Origin of the sequence: Lysinibacillus sp. CD3-6 (assembly GCF_006351725.2) — a bacterium.
In the GTDB taxonomy this organism is placed as follows: Bacteria; Bacillota; Bacilli; order Bacillales_A; family Planococcaceae; genus Lysinibacillus.
This window is the reverse complement of record NZ_CP085880.1, coordinates 1,259,008-1,276,811: the sequence shown is the minus strand read 5'-3', so window position 1 is coordinate 1,276,811 and position 17,804 is coordinate 1,259,008. Positions and strand designations below refer to the sequence as shown.

Below are 17,804 nucleotides of genomic sequence, written 5' to 3'. Positions count from 1 at the left end.
CACACCCCAGATAAATCAAGATAGTCCTAGAAAATCTGCATATGTATGCGGTTCATTTTCCTTTAAAATCGTTAAAAATGTAAAAGCAAGCTGAACAACCGACCACCATTTCATGTTGTAGGCTATTTCAAAACGGCTTGGTTCTAATGAAAAAACGTCCTGAAAGATATGAAGCGGCTCTATTTGTTCATCTTTTAAAATTGATAAGAAACCTAAAAAAAGTGTATGATCTTTCACTTCAATTACTTTACCATCAACAAGAGCGTCTATGTTTTCTGGCTGATGAAATTTACATTGAGTCGCAACATAACGTTCTAAATCTTGTGCACGCTGCCGTTCTTCACGTTCCTTTTTCTTCGCAATAAAATCAATGATATTATTCACGAACATCGCCTCTTTTTTTTCTTTTATTGTATCATTTTTCCCTTTAATTTTACCCGCGTACGCTCCCTATTAATCATTGATGAATTTTCACTATTAAAAATGTAAGTTGATTTCCGCCGCGTGTGACGCTTTCCGCGGGCACGACGTAAGCCGCAACCGTCGCTGTCGCGCCGCCTGTTCTGTCTACCATTACATGCGTTCCCGCAGGAGTCTGCGCGGATTTTTACTTAGTTAGTAATAGAATGCAAATCTAGAAATTGTTTTTGTACCTGACACAACATAAGGCATCAAGAGTGAAAAACTCTTCTTGATGCCTTTTATTTACATACTAAAAGCCACAATATTAAAATTGTGGCTTTAAGCAATCTTATTTACATAAATTCTTGCACAAGTGCATCGAATTGATTTTCACTCATTTTAATATCAATATCCGTTAGTGGTAACTCAGCGTAACCAGGAACTTTTTCTTGATAAGAAGTTGTTTCTTTATCTTGATAAATAATACCTGTTACTAAGCCTTCATGCTCCATTACTGTGCGCATTGCCATGCCACGGTCAGCATTATCATAACCTTCAATATCAGCAAGCTTTGTTAAGTTTTCTTTAAACCAATCATACGTATTCACTTTGTTGTATGTGACACATGGTGAAAATACGTTGATAAATGAAAAGCCTTTATGATTAATGCCCGCTTCTATTAAAGCTGTTAATTCTTTAATATCCGTTGAGAAACCTTGTGCCACAAATGTAGCGCCGCTTGTTAATGCGACTTCTAACGGTTTTAACGATGGCTCAATTGCACCACCTGGCGTAGATTTTGTAATAAATCCAGCGGCCGAGCGTGGAGATGTTTGACCTTTTGTTAAACCGTAAATTTGGTTATCCATAACAACATATGTGATGTCGATATTACGACGAATGGCATGAATTGTATGCCCCATACCAATCGCAAAACCATCTCCGTCACCACCAGAAGCGATAACATTTAGATCACGGTTCGCCATTTTTAATCCTTGTGCAATCGGTAATGCACGACCATGAATGCCATGGAAACCATATGAATTAATATAGCCCGAAATACGACCTGAACAACCAATACCAGAAATAACGGCTAGTTCGTTCGGCTCTATTCCTACATTTGCTGCTGCACGTTGAATGGCAGCCTGTACAGAGAAGTCGCCACAACCTGGGCACCAGTTTGGTTTCACTGTATTACGAAAATCCTTAAATGTTGCCATTAGCGAGTCAACTCCTTCACTCTATTTTCTAATTCACCTGGTAAAAACGGTGTTCCGTTATATTTTGTAATCATCTCAATCTTACCGTGACCACCAATATTCATTTTCATGATATTCGCTAATTGACCTGTGTAGTTGTTTTCTACAACGATTACTTTTTTCGCGTTCGCCACAAGAGGTGCCATATCAGCAGATGGGAATGGGTGAATTAAGCGAATATGTGCATGGTTCACCTTCATACCTTGAGCGTTTAAGCGCTCTTGTACTTCTTCAATAGCGCCACGTGTTGAGTTAAAGCCTACTAATAAAACATCTGCTTCTTCATGTGGTGCATTTTTATAAACAGGTGTATCGAATTTCAATGCTTCGAGCTTACGGAAGCGTTTGTCCATTTGTGTACGACGATTGCCAGTAGCTTCAGATGGCTTCCCTGTTTCATCATGCTCAACGCCTGTTACATGGTGGATACCGTTTAAATGACCTGGTAGTACGCGTGGCGAAATACCGTCTTCTGTATCTTCATAACGTTTGAAGTAAGCTTTATCTGCTGATGCTTCAAGATCGTCTGTAACAATTTTCCCACGACGAATTTCAATTTTGTTGTAATCGAATGGTTCAACCGTTTGTTTACCAAGTGATAACTGTAAATCAGTCATTAAAATAACAGGCAATTGTAATTCCTCTGCAATATTAAACGCTTGGATTGTGTCAAAGAACGCTTCTTCCATCGTTGAAGGTGCAATGACAACTTTCGGAATTTCACCATGCGTACCGTAAAGCATTGCCATTAAATCTGATTGTTCTTGTTTCGTTGGTAAACCAGTAGATGGACCGCCACGTTGTGTGTCCACAACAACTAGTGGTTGCTCTGTCATACCAGAAAGCCCGATTGCTTCCATCATAAGAGAAAGACCAGGACCTGCTGACGCTGTAAATGAACGTACACCACCAAAATTTGCACCAATTGCCATAGTCGCTGCAGCAATCTCATCTTCTGTTTGAATAACCGCGCCACCAAATTTAGGTAATTTTTTAATTAAGTATTCCATAATTTCTGACGCAGGAGTAATCGGATATGCCGCCATAAAGCGTGTCCCAGCAGCTAATGCACCAAGCGCTACTGCATCATTCCCAATCATAAACATACGGCGTTTACCATCAGCTGGAGCTAATGCCCACTCACCAATACGATCGCCTAATAGTTCATTCATCATTTCATGACCGCGCGCGATTGCTTCCATGTTTTTCTGAACAACTTCTTCCCCTTTTTTGCCGAAGATGTCATCTACAACATTTTGGAACACAGCATCTTCTAGGTTTAGAAGAGATGCAGTCGCCCCGATAGCTACCATGTTTTTCATTAACGTAGTACCGAGCTCTGCCGCCACCTCTGTAAAAGGTACTGCAAATAATGGTGCTTTTGAATCCTCTGGTTTTACAGGTTCAAATTTTGCATCGGCTAAAATAATGCCCTTTTCTGTTAATTCTTTATAATTGACGTCGATTGTTTCTTGATCGAACGCCACTAAAATATCTAAATCATCCGCAATGGAACGTACTTCTGTTGGACGAACTGTAATTTTATTATTAGTGTGGCCACCTTTTATACGAGAAGAGAAGTGACGATAACCGTAAAGGAAATAACCTAAACGATTCATTGCCATCGAGAAAATCTCACCTGTACTCTCAATCCCTTCACCTTGCTGCCCACCGACTTTCCACGAAAGCTGATGTAACATCTCAACAACTCCTTAAATCCAATGTATACTATTATTTTTTTCCTTCATAAGTTTAACACGAAGAAACGGTCTACACTATTGTTATTCAATGAATTGGGCGAAATTCAGACCTTTGACTGAAAATGTTGTTCAAAATGTTGTAATTTTCAAACCAATAAAGTCTAAAAAATTAACTTGCTGATTTCAAGTGCATTAATGGACATTTATTTTTGGATTTAGGCAATGCTAATTGCTTAATAACGGCTTCTTATAGCGTAAAATTCCACTTCGCTTTCCGCAGGCACGATGTAAGCCGCAACCGTCGCTAGCGCGCCGTCTGTTGCGTCTTACATTACGTGCGTTCCCGCAGGAGTCTTCGTGGATTTTTACTTAGATAGTTTGAATTGGCAAAGTGAAAATTGTTTGCGTACCTGGCACTTTGGCTTAAATTGTTTGTGTGCCTGTCACTATACCGTGGGCAACTGGCATATGCTCTGCTCCTATTTCGTAAAATTCCACTCTGCTTTCCGCGGGCACGATGTAAGCCGCAACCGTCGCTAGCGCGCCGTCTGTTGCGTCTTACATTACGTGCGTTCCCGCAGGAGTCTTCGTGGATTTTTACTTAGATAGTTTGAATTGGCAAAGTGAAAATTGTGCGTGCCTGGCACTTTGGCTTAAATTGTTTGTGTGCCTGTCACTATACCGTGGGCAACTGGCATATGGTCTGCTCCTATTTCGTAAAAATCCACTCCGCTTTCCGCGGGCACGATGTAAGCCGCAACCGTCGCTAGCGCGCCGTCTGTTGCGTCTTACATTGCGTGCGTTCCCGCAGGAGTCTTCGTGGATTTTTACTTAGTTAACACTACTGGCTTTGTCATGAAATTTCAGAATTGTTTCGGTGCCTGACACTAAGATAGGCACAAAGAAGCCCTATCACATTAACTCCTAGAGGAAAGAAGTAGTGATAGGGCTTGTACTTTTTAACATTCTTTATAGTGGAATAAAAATCACCACTGTCTAACTAATAATCGGTGGGGTCACCCCCCACCGATTAAAGTTCTACTTTATTATCGAACACGTTTTTCTACTAGCAGCTTTAAGGCTGTACGTTCTTCACCAGCAATTAAAATATCGGCAAACGCCGGTGCGCAAATTAAATCTGTGCCACTTGGCGCTACAAATCCGCGTGCGATGGCCACTGCTTTCACGGCTTGGTTAAGTGCACCTGCCCCAACTGCCTGCATTTCTGCTTGCCCTTTTTCTCTGATTACCGCGACTAATGCACCTGCAACTGAATTTGGATTAGAGCGTGATGATACTTTTAATGAATCCACAATTATTCCTCCCCGTTTCGCGAATAGTGTTTACGCTCAATAACTCGTGTCCCCCTTTTTGAACCTCAAGTTATTGTCCGTAGGTCATTTTATGCTCAGCAAAATGAAAATAGACTATTTTCATTTCTGATATATTGTAAACTAATGAAATACTTGATGTTTTTATTCGTTTAAATACATTTTGAATACTAATAAACTCATATTTAAAGCGGAGTAAACAGCAAATAAAAAAAAAACACTGTGCATGAATTATGCACAGTATTTTTCATTACGCTTGGAACGGATAGTCCTCATTAATATATATTCTTTCACAATGAACAGCTTTCCCTGTCTTGTCATCAATATCAACATAAAAGCCACTTAACACATCGCGACCCTTTTTTGGTACTTCAAAACGAGATGGCATATTAGTTTGGAATTTGTAAATAACACTTTCCTTTGTCATCCCTAAGATTTCATCATACGGTCCTGTCATGCCGACGTCCGTAATATAAGCAGTACCATTCGGATAAATACGTGCATCAGCTGTTTGCACATGCGTATGTGTGCCAACAACTGCCGATGCCTTGCCATCTAAGTGCCAACCAAGTGCGATTTTTTCACTTGTCGCTTCTGCGTGGAAATCCACGAATACTAGTGGTGACGTTTTATGCGCTTCTTCGATTAATTTCTCTGCCATTGCAAACGGATCTTCATGCGGTGGTAAAAATACACGACCGTGTAAATTAATAACCGATAACGTTACACCATTTTTCGAAATTTGTACCATACCCTTACCTGGTGCCTCTGTTGAAAAGTTTGCTGGTCGAATTAAGTAATCTGCATCATCAATAAAATCAAAAATATCTTTATTATCCCAAGTGTGGTTACCCATTGTAATAACGTCTACACCCATTTGTAACAAATCATTATAAATATTGCGTGTAATCCCACGACCTGCTGCAGCGTTTTCACCATTTGCAATAACTACATTTGGATTATATTTCCTTTTCAATCGTGGTAAATATTTTTCTACCGCATCTCGGCCAATTGATCCGACGATGTCTCCAATAAATAGTACTTTCATTTTTACAAAACCACTCTTTCTATCAATAACACTCATTAGAGTTTACCATTTTTTCTTCGACAATCGCAAAAATAACAAGAAAAATTCGTTTCAAGGTTTATGTTCTATTTATTTGTTTTTAACAACAAAGCTAATACGTCCTTAACGATGATTGACCAAATGCTTTGTTTGGCTCAGTTTCATTTTATTATCTGATTTTTCTTTTGCATACACTTGACCAACTAAATAAGGACCGAATTTCCATTTATTGAGCAAAAATACGACACAAATGGAGCTTATCGTGCTGAGTAAAAATGTGCTGACGATAACAGTAAAAGGATTTAATATATCGATATATTTCACAAAAAAACCTTTTAACATGATGTTAAAAATGGGGTGTAGTAAATAAATGCCGAAAGAGTAACGACTAATGAAAATAATTAATTTAGGCATTGTTTTTATTTTACTGGCAATGAAAAACAATAGAAAAGCTACACTCAATGTGTAAAAAATAACATCAATCCTCTTTGAGTGAACTTCTGTAATTAAGCCAGACCATTGGCTAGTAAGTAACATAGCTAGCATGAGTAAACAAACAGTTGGTAATACATAACGCAGTCGATGGAGTAACGAAAGAAACTGTTCATAATTTTTCCCACAGTAATAAGCAACGACAAAATAGGCGATCCAAGCAGGAAATGGCATCTTATTCAATACAGTCCATTCCACTTCTATATAAGGTAGAAAATACAAATACTTAAATGGGTCAAAAAAATTGAAAACAGCAAGGTAAATAAAATTAATGAGACATGCTGTGACGATAACTTGGAAGGCTGAATATTTCGCAACAATAAATTTTACAAATAACGGATGCAAAAAATAAAACTGGAAAATGATGATAATAAAATAGCCGTGAAAATCCCCTTCAAAAAAATTTAATAAAAGCTTTTTTTCAAAATCAACACTATTTATATGAATGGAATGAAGGGCCGCATCTACAATGCCAATAAAAATAAAAGGAAGAAAAATATAAGAAAAACGTTTTTTATAAAATCTTTTTGGCAATTCATCAGAATAGGAATACGCCATTACAAATTCTGAAATAAATATAAAGACAGGTGTCCCAAACATTAAAGCTAATTGAAGGGATGTCAGTACAAAAAATAAAGTATTTTCTTCTATATCGTATATGTCCAATACTAAAGTGACACTATGCATTAAAACAATTCCCAAACAGGCTACAAACCTTAGTAAAAATATTTCCTTAACTACTGGCTTCATTTTCCCACCTGCCATTTCTAAGCAATTCAACTTATTTTCTATTTGGTAATTTAGCTTATCTCACTTACTTAAAAACGAAGGAAAAGCTTTTAGTCGTTGGAAATGACACGCTTTACGTGCAGCAAAATTTCTCGCATCGTTGTAGGTTGGAAAATAAAATTTCCAACAAAAACAACAGTTATTGTCCATATAGCAATACATATAGCTGCTAAAAACCATGTACTGATACTGACGATAGGTAGTTTGATAAAAAATAGAAATGGGGATGCTGCGATGAATGCCAAAACACTATTAAGTAAAATCTTTTTAACGGAAACGTATACTGAAGTTTTTAATATTTCTTTAGACGTATACAGCAGTAAGTCGCATGTACGATAGGCATAAGAACAAAGTGCACCAATTAAAATGCCTTCAACACCGATAAATTGTACTAGAACGAAAGAGACACTAAAGTTTATGGTCGCTTCAATAATGGCACGAATTTTCGTCTCTTTAAAATGCCCCGCCGAATTGACTAATGTATTTGCAGGAATTCGAATAGCATTGGCAATGCCTACAACTACAAAGAGTGCTGCTAACCACGGTCTTATATAGTTTGCATCCTCAATCCCCGCTGTATAAATTGTTATAAATGGCAAAATTAGAATTGCTGTACACGAATAGCCGAATGCAACGACTGCAAAAAAAACGTATTCGAAATGATGAAAATGTTTTTGCAATGTATCTCGATCTTCTTTTACAAGTATGTCTCCAAAGGCTGCTAACATCGCACCTGAAAAAGCTGAAATAAACAATGTAACAGCATTAAATACCATATTGTACACCGTAAATACACTAACTTCTGCAAGACCAAGGAAAATAGTAATTAAAATAAACGGCGTATTAAATACAACTAATGAAGCAATTTGATGGATTAACGCATCCCACTTTTTTTTAATTGCTGGTGTATTTGGCTTTACGTTACTATTGAAATACGGATATTTTTTTTGGACATATACTTTTAAAAAAAGAATATCTAGTAGTAACAGCATGCTGGAACTACCAACCACAACAACAATTGAAAAACCGAGCGTTAATAAAACTAAAGATAAAATTGTACTAGCGATCAATAAGCATGTTTGTATACGAAAAATAATGTAGCTTTTTTGATCTGCAGTTAATAGTACTAAATATTTTCCGATTAAAAAATACTCCCATACACCACTAATTCCTAAAATGAGTACCAAATAAAAAGCTGTAAGTGGACTCACTTCTTTGCCAACAATTAATGGATAGAAAATAGCTAATAAGGCTACTAAAACAACAAATATAATACCTGACCGTCTGTAAAAATAATGGGTTGCTGATAGAATGCCATTTATTTGTTCTTTATCCTTCATCGCCAAAGGTTTGTACAGCGCTGCAATGGAGGCACTACCTACTCCCGCTTCTACAATTTTTAAATAACTTAAAAATTGCTTAATAGACGTCACAAGTCCATTCGTCGCGGATCCATACGTTGACATAAATAATCGAGGCAAAATAAAATTAATGACCGCTGAAACAATTTGCAACATAACATTAGAAAATAAATTTAACATGATTTTCTTTGTTCTCATTCGCCACTTCTACTTCGTTTCATCTCAATCAATGTATAGAGTAATAAAATGTGTTGCTTCTTCAGTAACCAAATATAACATTTCACTTTGTATGGTAAATCATTTATACGAATTGTCTGTAATACCTCGTTAATATCTTTTTGTTTCATCATTTTTTTTATAAAGGCTCTTTTCTCACGCAAGCTCTTCTCATTTTTCGGATTAAATTCATTATTGACTCCAGCTATAACTAAATAGGTAAAATAATACTGTAGTTGATATGCAAAATTGGGGGCTGTTTTTTCATTACTACGTGTAAAATGTTTTAAATGTCCATATAAAATGAGGATTTTTTCAAAAAAATTCTGATCATAGCTTGCTGTTATAGAAGAGGGATTTTGGCGATAATGATACAAATATTGTTTGTCTAATATATAAATACTGTTCGCATCAAGTAAGCTAGGATATGTACAAGCTACATCTTCGCCCATGCGAATTGTCTCATCCACATTCAATTGAAATTTTTGGATAAGCGTTTTTTTGAAAATTTTATTCGAGACAGAAGGAAATAATCCAAACTGATAATATTCACCTGCATATAGCATAATCGGATAGACTTCTTGTTCCATCCCGTTTTTCTCATACAACCCAGGTGCAACCATTTGTGTGCGTCTTACTTCTTGATTTGGATAATTTTCTACAATATCACAAATAACGATGTCTACATCATATTTATGTGCTGCGCCACATAATGATTGGTACATATCCGCTTCAATCCAATCATCACTATCCACGTAGCCAATATACTTGCCATATGCGACCTTTAGACCCGCTTTTCGCGCACTGACAAGCCCTCCATTTTCTTTATGAATAACTACAATTCTTGCATCGTATTTGGCATAGTCGTCACATATTTTGGCACTATTATCCGTTGAACCATCATTCACCAATATGAGCTCAAAATCTTCATATTTTTGATTCAAAATGCTATCTAGACATTCTTTTAAATAGTGCTCGACATTATAAATTGGCACAATAATGCTTAAAAATGGCATTGCCTCACCCCCCAATCTTACTTAGCTCCTGATTTTTCTGAAGCGTTAACGCAAACATTATTAACATAATATGAAAAGGGAAATAATCCATTATGAAAGAGTCAAGTACTGTATTGGCAATTAGCATGATATAGAGTGGAATAGCGTTGACCGTTAATATTTGCAAATGTGTTTTTCCACTGTTACTAATGTTTTGGCGGAGAACTTTATGTAAGCTTAGAATATAAAGTAGTGCAAGAACAATTCCTACTAAGCCAAGATAATAAGGCGTTGATAAATACATCGTATGGGCCATTTTCGCATTGGAAAAACTTGTGCCAAACCCTGCCCCCATAACAAATATTTTCGTACTTTGCAAAATTTCCGCCGCAAACATATTCCAGCTACTTAATCGCCCCGTCGTAATAGCATCCGTTGATGTTCCTGCTCCAAAAAATCGAATCCAATAAATTTCGAATAACTTCTCGTAAAAAAAAAATAGGAGAACACTACAAATCGCTAGCATAAACGAAGCGAACTTGAATGCTGTTTTTATATTGGTTTTAACAAACATGATAAACGTCAATAAAATGAATGCAATAAAAGTGATAATAAACATTTTGGAATAAGTAAATACCCCAAATACCGCTAATACAATGATGAACATAATCGGCTTAACTTCCATTTTTTTATCGTAATAACAAAGTACTAATAAACAAGCAATTGCTATAAGAATTTGCAAACTGAAATAATTCGGATCTAAATCTAAACCAGTAAATCTTGTATTAATGGCACTTGTCGTCTTCACGGTATTGACAATTGTCATGGACTCAATAAAGCTATCAATCGCTGGAACAGAAAAACTAATCCAGCGAACGATTGCAGCAGTTAATAAGCCTAACGCATAAACATACGTATACCTTCTAAAATAAGTATTGTCATCGATGAACAAAACTGCAAAAAGGATAACGCTATAATTTAATACAAAGCCCAACACTTCGATTACATTACCGCTATTAAGTAGCGTTCCCATGACAGCAAAGCATACAAAAAGCACATAGGTGATGACAAGCTGTGTTGACATACCTTTATTTTGCATAAAAAGCGTTAGGACACTTAACACAATATAAACAAAACTTAGCACAACAAAAAGGGAATAACTTGTTAAATCAAACTTAATGACGTACACCCATGAAATAAAAAACAATAAATAATCAATTCGATGTTGTTGTTTATCTAACAACATCGCTATAATTACTAGACTACTAAAGATCACAAGAAATTGATTACTACCTGTATACATTTTTAATACGACAAAAATACTGGAAATAATACAGATCAACATACTGAAATTTTTGTTTGTTAATTTCATATACGATCAAACTCCAATACTAATTGCTCTTGTGCTTTACGATTTGTATAGCGATTTTCTTCAATATATTTTTTCATCTGCTGGAGGCATTCCGCATTATTGATTACATTGGCAATGGCTACATACATATCTTCTACTTCTCCACTCGTTATCAAACCGTTGCAACCATCGTGTATTTGTTCATTCGCTGCCGCAAAATTTGTAGTAACAACAGGCGTCTCTAGTATTAATGCCTCCCCTACTACCATCGGATATCCTTCATATGCTGAGGTTACGATGAGTACATCGCTCTGTTTCATAAACGGATAAGGATTATTACATTCACCGACAAATTCAACTACATCTTCTACACCTAATTCGAGCGCTAATCGTTTATTATGAAGTAAATCTGGCCCATCGCCAATAATTCGCCAATGAAAAGAATTAAATGATGACTCCTTTAACAGTTTACATATGTGCAAAATGAGATCGAACCTTTTAGTTGCATTATCCATTCGTCCAACAGATATTAAGTCCATTGGTCCTTTTTCAAATGGTATGTATTGCATTGCTAGTTCAGTTATTTCGGCTAGTGGAAAGAAATTATAGACTACTTGCATTTTTTGTTGATATTGTGGGAGAAATGTAAGCAAATTTTGCTTACATGCTTCAGAAACACATATTAATCTATCGAAATTTTGATAGGTTTTGACACATACTTCATAATTAAAGTTTGCTCTTAATGGATCTGTATGTATCCATGCAAATTTTTTATCCGCTCTTACAAATTTATCTACAAATAAATTTGTGCCTTGGTTAAAGTAACTAGTTGGTGCATCATTAAAATAAGAAATGGCTATATCATATTGTTTTGGATGGGAATGCATTTTAAAAAGTAATGTATAAAAGTTCGTTGATCCTATTAATCGTACAATCAACATACAAAATATTCGTAAGATGATATGCCACCAATTTTTACTTTGTCTTACAACATAAAATGGAGTAGCAATGAGCTGTAATAATAAGCCTCCAACATTGACATGTACATTAGGGGGGATGTCCGTAAAGAGTTCACCTTTACCGAACGTAAAAACATCTATTTTATATTGCTTATCCACACTAATTTCTTTCAACGTATTAATTAATGCTTTTTGAATACCACCCATTTGAAAATTTTGTGCAACAAATAATATCTTCATCTCTTTTATGCCCCCCATAGAAATACAATATTACTGTGAAATTTTCAAAAAGCTTCTACAGCTATAAATGGCTATACAATGTCACAATCCGATTTTCCATCTCATTCCAACTATAATGTGATTCATATAATAACTTCATTTTTCTAGAAATTTCTGGCCATTCTTTTTTACGCTCTATTAGCTTTTCAATACCTTTTTGTAGGCTCTCTTGATTAAAATCAATTAGCTCCCCCAGGTTATGCTCCGCCACTACTTCCGACATACCTGTGTCTTTCACCATAATTAAAGGCTTTCCTAGCATAAGTGCCTCATAAAATTTATTGGGCGCAGCGTAATAATGGTTGGACACTTCAGGATCATAAATGGCAGTCATAATATCACAACTCTTTTCTAATGCTAAAGTTTTTTCATAAGGGATTTTTCCGTAAAAAAGTATGTTGTCATATTGCTGTGCTATTTGTGCCAATTCGTCTGCATACTCCCCAAACCCGCCAATATGCAATTCGTAAAGAGGATTATGTTTGACGATATCTACCAGTTCCTTAATAAGCCTTTCAGGTGCAAGTATACCGACATAGACGATTTTTACTTTATCTCGATTCAACTTTAAATCACTATTTAAATCAACATGTAGTGGCGTATTATAAATAACTTCAATTTTTTTAGGTGAGGCTTTAGCTATTTGCCCTCTTCGCTTTTCTGTACAAATAATGACCGCATCCACATTATTCAATAGTGCTATATCTACTTTTTCGACTATCTTCCCTATAATGGCGGGGCCATGGAAGGGCGCCGTAACGGAATCAAACATATCGTAAATAACTTTTTTACGAAGTATTTTCGCACAGACTGTACCTACAAACGCTGTATCAAAATCACAAGCATGAATAATATCATACGAATTTTTATGTTGAAGTAGCCATTTGAATAGCTTTAGCTGAAACCGTAGTAATGGAAAGAAATTTTTTTTAAATCCTCCACCAAATGTAGCAGGGATGCCAAACCTTGTAATTTTAATAGTGTGAGCTCGCTTTAGAAATTCCACTTTTGCTTTATATTTACTATCTCTATCCCATGCTAAAATTTGAACATCCCAGTTGTTTTTTCTTAGGCTGTCCACTTCTTTTTCAACTCTCGGATCTGGAGAAATTGGATTACTTCTCATAAAAACGACTCTCATCCCAAACTGTCCCCTTATATGTTTAATACCTACTGTCGTTATAGCATCTTTCCTACTACTTGCACGCTTGACGTCACAATTAAAATAACTTCCACCGTTTTTTTGTGAAGTTATTTTCTGGCTCATATATGATGAAAGGCTGATTATTAATGATTCGTTTATTATTTTCTAAAAAGGTATCTATCGCATGTAATTCTTTTTGCTTTTCTAAAAAACTAAGCCCTTTTTCAAATAGGAATGGTCGAGCTTGTAAATTATGCACATCCGAACCATATGTATGGACAAGGTTCGATCGAACTAACTTTAAAGAAAGCTGTTGAATGTCCTTGCCAAACAAACCAGCTAAACTTCCCGCTGTTATTTGTGCAAGTGCACCGTCACGTATGAGCTTCTCTAAGTGGCTTGGATTTGCTGCTATCACTTTATTTCGTTCGGGATGCGCAATAATTGGCGTTATACCAGCTGTTAATAAGTTGTAAATAATTGTTTGTGTATAGGTAGGAATAAAACCAGAGGGAAGCTCTAGTAACAAGTAATTTGAATGTGCTAATGTAAGAAGCTGACCTTTTTGATAAAGCTCTAAAATATTCCCCGCTAAACGTACCTCTTGTCCTGGATATAGTGTTAGCGGCATGTTACGGTTGTCAATTTCTTGCTGCAATTGTGCAATTTGTTCATGTATCACTTGTGTATGGACATTATATTGAGGATGTAGCGCATGTGAAGTAGAAATAATTGCTGTAATCCCTTCCCTAACAGCTTGTTCAAATAACTGGAATGTCTCTTCTACTGTTTCGGGACCATCGTCTGCATTTACTAAAATATGACTATGCATATCTATCACAATGTTTCACTTCCCTATCTATGCCAATCATTATCGGTAATATTGATCATAATATTCGCCAAGTGGTAATTTATAATTATTCAAAACGACTCCTAAAATATTCGCCTTTGATGCTTCAAGGCTTACTTTCGCTTTAAGTACACTTGCATTTTCTACTACACCACTATTCACAATGAGTAGTGTTCCTTGGCATTTATTTGATAAAACTTGCGCATCAGTTACAGATAACAATGGTGGTGCGTCAAAAATTATGATGTCAAAGTCTGCTATCAGTTGCATCATCACATTATCCATTGTTTTAGAAGAAAGCAATTCCGCTGGGTTAGGTGGAATGGGCCCACTCGTCAGAACAAAAAGATTAGGAATATCTGTACTATTTAAAACCTCTGACATCTCATATTGTCTTGTCAGTAAATTTGATAGACCCTTTATATTTTGTAATCGAAAGGTATAATGCATTGTTGGCTTACGTAAATCGGCATCGACAATTAAAATTTTTTTCCCTTCTTGTGCAAATACCACGCCTAAATTGGCGACATTTGTAGACTTCCCTTCACCTGGCGTCGCCGAAGTGACTAAAATGGTTTTTATATCTTGGTCTGGCATCGCGAAAGTAATGTTTGTTCGTATTGTACGAAATTGCTCAGAAACAATTGAATTACTATTGCCAATGGTCACAAGCTTTCTACCCATTTTTACTAGTTTTTTTTTATTAGTTCTTTTATGTTGAAACACGGTGACTCCCTCCTTCTGTTACGGGATTTCATTATATGTTTTTATAGTTCGTACTATTAATTTTGCTGATTATTCCTATAATAGGTAATCCGATGATTTCTTCAATATCCTGCTCTGTCTTAACCGTTGTATCTAAGCACTCTAACAATAAAGCAACACCAGCGCTTAGTATGAACCCAATCATTGCAGCCGCTACTATATATAAATTTTTATTTGGAGCTACTGGCTCAGGCTTGTCATCTAATTTCGCGACGGACAAAATATTAATATTGTCAATTGTCATTAACACTTGTATTTCCTCTTGAAATACGCCTGCTACTGTATTGGCAATTTCGACTGCCGTTTCTGGCTTTTTATCGCGGACAGCAATATTGACAACTTGAGAATTACTGGCGTTCGATACAGTAATCTGTTCCTTTAGTTTTTCAGGCGTACTATCTAAATGAAGTTGGCTAATCACTTTAGATAATATAGCAGGGCTTTGAATAATAACATTATACGTATTAATTAAGCGTAAGTTTGTTTCTACTTGCTGTACCCCTAATAGCGCTTGATCGGTATTTTTTTGATTGACTAAAAGCTGTGTCTGCGCCTCATAGGTTGGCTTTATAATAAAGTAACTGAGAAACGCCGTGACTAATGCTAAGAAAAGTGCAAAACTGATAATATAGAGCAGTTGCTTTCGCACTATTTTTAATACATCCTGTAATGTGATAGTTTCTTGCAACGACTTTCACCCCTCGACATAACATAGGCTAGCTAATCTATATTCCCTAGTTACAGTAAAAATTTATTCAAAAAGTTTTATGGCCTATTATATTATCGATATCGCTCTTTTATTCATGGTTGATAAAGAGACATAGTTGTTATTTAAGCTTATAACTTCTGTGCGTAATAGGCGGTTTTCAAAAACAAAAAGCATATCCATTTTTTAGGTGATTCGCTTCATAAATGAACTATTAATTTTACTTAAATGACTATTAGTATAAGACCACAATTGGAATGACATATTTTTTATGTACATACGTCCCAAGTATAATCTTGCATGACGACAAATATAAAAAGACTCCCCTTGATAAAAATCAAGAGGAGCCTCTTATTTTATTATTTTGCATACTCCACTGCACGTGTTTCGCGGATAACAGTTACTTTAATATGACCTGGATAATCTAGTTCTTCTTCAATACGCTTACGAATATCACGTGCAAGACGATGAGATGCTAAATCGTCAATTTTTTCTGGTTGTACAATAATACGAATTTCACGTCCCGCTTGGATGGCATAAGATTTTTCAACACCATCATAGCTTTCAGAAATCTCTTCTAATTTTTCTAGTCTGCGAATATAGTTTTCCAGTGTTTCACTACGAGCACCTGGACGCGCTGCTGATAATGCGTCTGCTGCAGCTACTAATACTGCAATAACAGATGTCGCTTCTGTATCACCATGGTGAGAAGCAATACTATTAATAACAACAGGATGTTCTTTATATTTCGTAGCTAATTCCACGCCGATTTCAACATGGCTTCCTTCAACTTCATGGTCGATTGCTTTTCCTATATCATGCAATAAGCCTGCACGACGAGCTAATGCTACATCTTCACCAAGCTCAGCAGCTAGTAAGCCTGCCAAATGTGCAACCTCCACAGAATGTTTTAGGACGTTTTGCCCGTAGCTAGTACGGTATTTCATGCGGCCCAAAATCTTCATTAAGTCTGGATGTAGATTGTGAATGCCGATTTCAAATGTCGTTTGTTCCCCTGTTTCACGAATTTGTTCATCCACCTCACGACGAGATTTTTCAACCATTTCTTCGATGCGAGCAGGGTGAATACGACCATCCTGTACTAGCTTTTCAAGTGCAAGTCGAGCCGTTTCTCGACGAATTGGATCAAAACCAGATAAAATTACTGCTTCTGGCGTATCATCGATAATTAAATCAATACCTGTTAACGTTTCGAGTGTACGGATATTACGACCCTCTCTACCAATAATACGACCTTTCATTTCATCATTTGGCAAGTTCACAACAGAGACTGTTGTTTCTGCAACGTGGTCTGCAGCAAAGCGTTGCAGTGCCAATGATAGAATTTCACGTGCCTTTTTATCAGATTCCTCTTTCACACGCATTTCAGATTCCTTCGTCATTACAGCAATATCAGTCGCTAGCTCTTTCTCTACTTCACTTAAGATAATAGTTTTAGCTTCATCTCTTGTTAATGCAGAAATGCGCTCTAGTTCTGTTTTTTGCGCTGCAACGAGCTCGTCCACTTTGCTTTCCATCTGTTCAATATGCTGTTGTCTTTCAGCTAGAGCTTGTTCCTTACGCTCTAAGCCGGCTTCTCTCTTATTCAGAGCATCATCCTTGCGATCAAGATTCTCTTCTCTTTGCAATAAACGGTTCTCTTGTTTTTGAAGTTCTAAACGACGATCACGAATGTCATTTTCTGCTTCAGTGCGAAATTTGTGAGTTTCATCTTTGGCTTCAAGTAGTGCTTCTTTCTTTAATGCCTCCGCTTCTCGTTTTCCTTCTTCAACGATTGTTTCAGCGACATGCTTAGCACCAGTGATTTTTGAGTCATTCACTTTTTTCATGTAGATATAGCTAACAGCGGCACCAACGATGAGTCCAAGCAAAGCGGAGATGATAGTAATTCCATCCATATGAACACCTCCTCTTGCTATTTGGGTAATACAGGTTCAGTCGGCGCATACAAAAATTGTACTGCCTATTTTAAAGTCATAATTCAGAAATTATACATATTTAATTGTATAGCTAGCCTCAAGCTCTGTCAAGGATAGACGGGCATCTGTTCGCCTATCCACAAGAAAAAAAGTAAGTCATATCCATTAGATGTATATATTAACTATTACTTTTGAGCTA

General features: G+C 36.4%; 15 protein-coding genes. All 15 read right to left on the bottom strand.

Annotated features, from left to right (window positions below; translation table 11 throughout):
• Nucleotides 1–15 precede the first annotated feature (15 nt).
• The 15 genes from FH508_RS05945 to rny all read right to left on the bottom strand — a co-directional run bounded on the left by FH508_RS05945 (nt 16) and on the right by rny (nt 17,584).
• A complete protein-coding gene (locus tag FH508_RS05945) occupies nt 16–390 on the bottom strand; it encodes a 2-oxoglutarate ferredoxin oxidoreductase subunit beta (protein ID WP_228134390.1) in 375 nt (124 codons plus the stop codon).
• Nucleotides 391–755: 365 nt separating this feature from the next.
• A complete protein-coding gene (locus tag FH508_RS05940; RefSeq protein ID WP_228134389.1) occupies nt 756–1,622 on the bottom strand; it encodes a 2-oxoacid:ferredoxin oxidoreductase subunit beta in 867 nt (288 codons plus the stop codon).
• Complete coding sequence (locus tag FH508_RS05935; protein ID WP_228134388.1) at nt 1,622–3,361, bottom strand: 2-oxoacid:acceptor oxidoreductase subunit alpha; 1,740 nt, start codon at nt 3,359–3,361, stop codon at nt 1,622–1,624. Before FH508_RS05935 ends, FH508_RS05940 begins: the two co-directional genes overlap by 1 nt.
• A gap of 1,046 nt (nt 3,362–4,407) precedes the next feature.
• Nucleotides 4,408–4,674 carry a stage V sporulation protein S gene (locus FH508_RS05930; protein WP_010858535.1) on the bottom strand — a complete coding sequence of 89 codons (267 nt, stop codon included), beginning with the start codon at nt 4,672–4,674 and terminating at the stop codon, nt 4,408–4,410.
• Between the two features lie 268 nt (nt 4,675–4,942).
• The gene (locus tag FH508_RS05925) at nt 4,943–5,740 is read right to left on the bottom strand and encodes a TIGR00282 family metallophosphoesterase (protein ID WP_173477681.1); all 798 of its coding nucleotides are present in this window, start codon (nt 5,738–5,740) and stop codon (nt 4,943–4,945) included.
• Nucleotides 5,741–5,881: 141 nt separating this feature from the next.
• The gene (locus tag FH508_RS05920; protein ID WP_173477682.1) at nt 5,882–7,000 is read right to left on the bottom strand and encodes an acyltransferase family protein; all 1,119 of its coding nucleotides are present in this window, start codon (nt 6,998–7,000) and stop codon (nt 5,882–5,884) included.
• Between the two features lie 89 nt (nt 7,001–7,089).
• Complete coding sequence (locus tag FH508_RS05915) at nt 7,090–8,598, bottom strand: lipopolysaccharide biosynthesis protein (RefSeq protein ID WP_173477683.1); 1,509 nt, start codon at nt 8,596–8,598, stop codon at nt 7,090–7,092.
• Nucleotides 8,595–9,632 (bottom strand): glycosyltransferase family 2 protein, encoded by a 1,038-nt coding sequence (locus tag FH508_RS05910; protein ID WP_173477684.1) that lies wholly within the window; start codon nt 9,630–9,632, stop codon nt 8,595–8,597. Before FH508_RS05910 ends, FH508_RS05915 begins: the two co-directional genes overlap by 4 nt.
• Before the next feature lie 4 nt (nt 9,633–9,636).
• Complete coding sequence (locus tag FH508_RS05905) at nt 9,637–10,983, bottom strand: hypothetical protein (RefSeq protein WP_139860767.1); 1,347 nt, start codon at nt 10,981–10,983, stop codon at nt 9,637–9,639.
• Nucleotides 10,980–12,161 carry a glycosyltransferase gene (locus tag FH508_RS05900; protein ID WP_173477685.1) on the bottom strand — a complete coding sequence of 394 codons (1,182 nt, stop codon included), beginning with the start codon at nt 12,159–12,161 and terminating at the stop codon, nt 10,980–10,982. Before FH508_RS05900 ends, FH508_RS05905 begins: the two co-directional genes overlap by 4 nt.
• 61 nt (nt 12,162–12,222) lie before the next feature.
• Nucleotides 12,223–13,341: a glycosyltransferase family 4 protein gene (locus FH508_RS05895; protein WP_173477686.1), complete on the bottom strand. Its 1,119-nt coding sequence runs from the start codon at nt 13,339–13,341 to the stop codon at nt 12,223–12,225.
• A 79-nt stretch (nt 13,342–13,420) separates the two neighbouring features.
• The gene (locus FH508_RS05890) at nt 13,421–14,176 is read right to left on the bottom strand and encodes a tyrosine-protein phosphatase (protein ID WP_217270154.1); all 756 of its coding nucleotides are present in this window, start codon (nt 14,174–14,176) and stop codon (nt 13,421–13,423) included.
• Between the two features lie 39 nt (nt 14,177–14,215).
• Nucleotides 14,216–14,878 carry a CpsD/CapB family tyrosine-protein kinase gene (locus FH508_RS05885; protein ID WP_173478115.1) on the bottom strand — a complete coding sequence of 221 codons (663 nt, stop codon included), beginning with the start codon at nt 14,876–14,878 and terminating at the stop codon, nt 14,216–14,218.
• A gap of 73 nt (nt 14,879–14,951) precedes the next feature.
• Nucleotides 14,952–15,647, bottom strand: coding sequence for a YveK family protein (locus FH508_RS05880; protein ID WP_173477688.1), 696 nt, complete (start codon nt 15,645–15,647; stop codon nt 14,952–14,954).
• A 377-nt stretch (nt 15,648–16,024) separates the two neighbouring features.
• Nucleotides 16,025–17,584, bottom strand: a complete 1,560-nt coding sequence (gene rny / locus FH508_RS05875; RefSeq protein WP_173477689.1) for a ribonuclease Y — start codon at nt 17,582–17,584, stop codon at nt 16,025–16,027.
• Between the last annotated feature and the right edge of the window lie 220 nt (nt 17,585–17,804).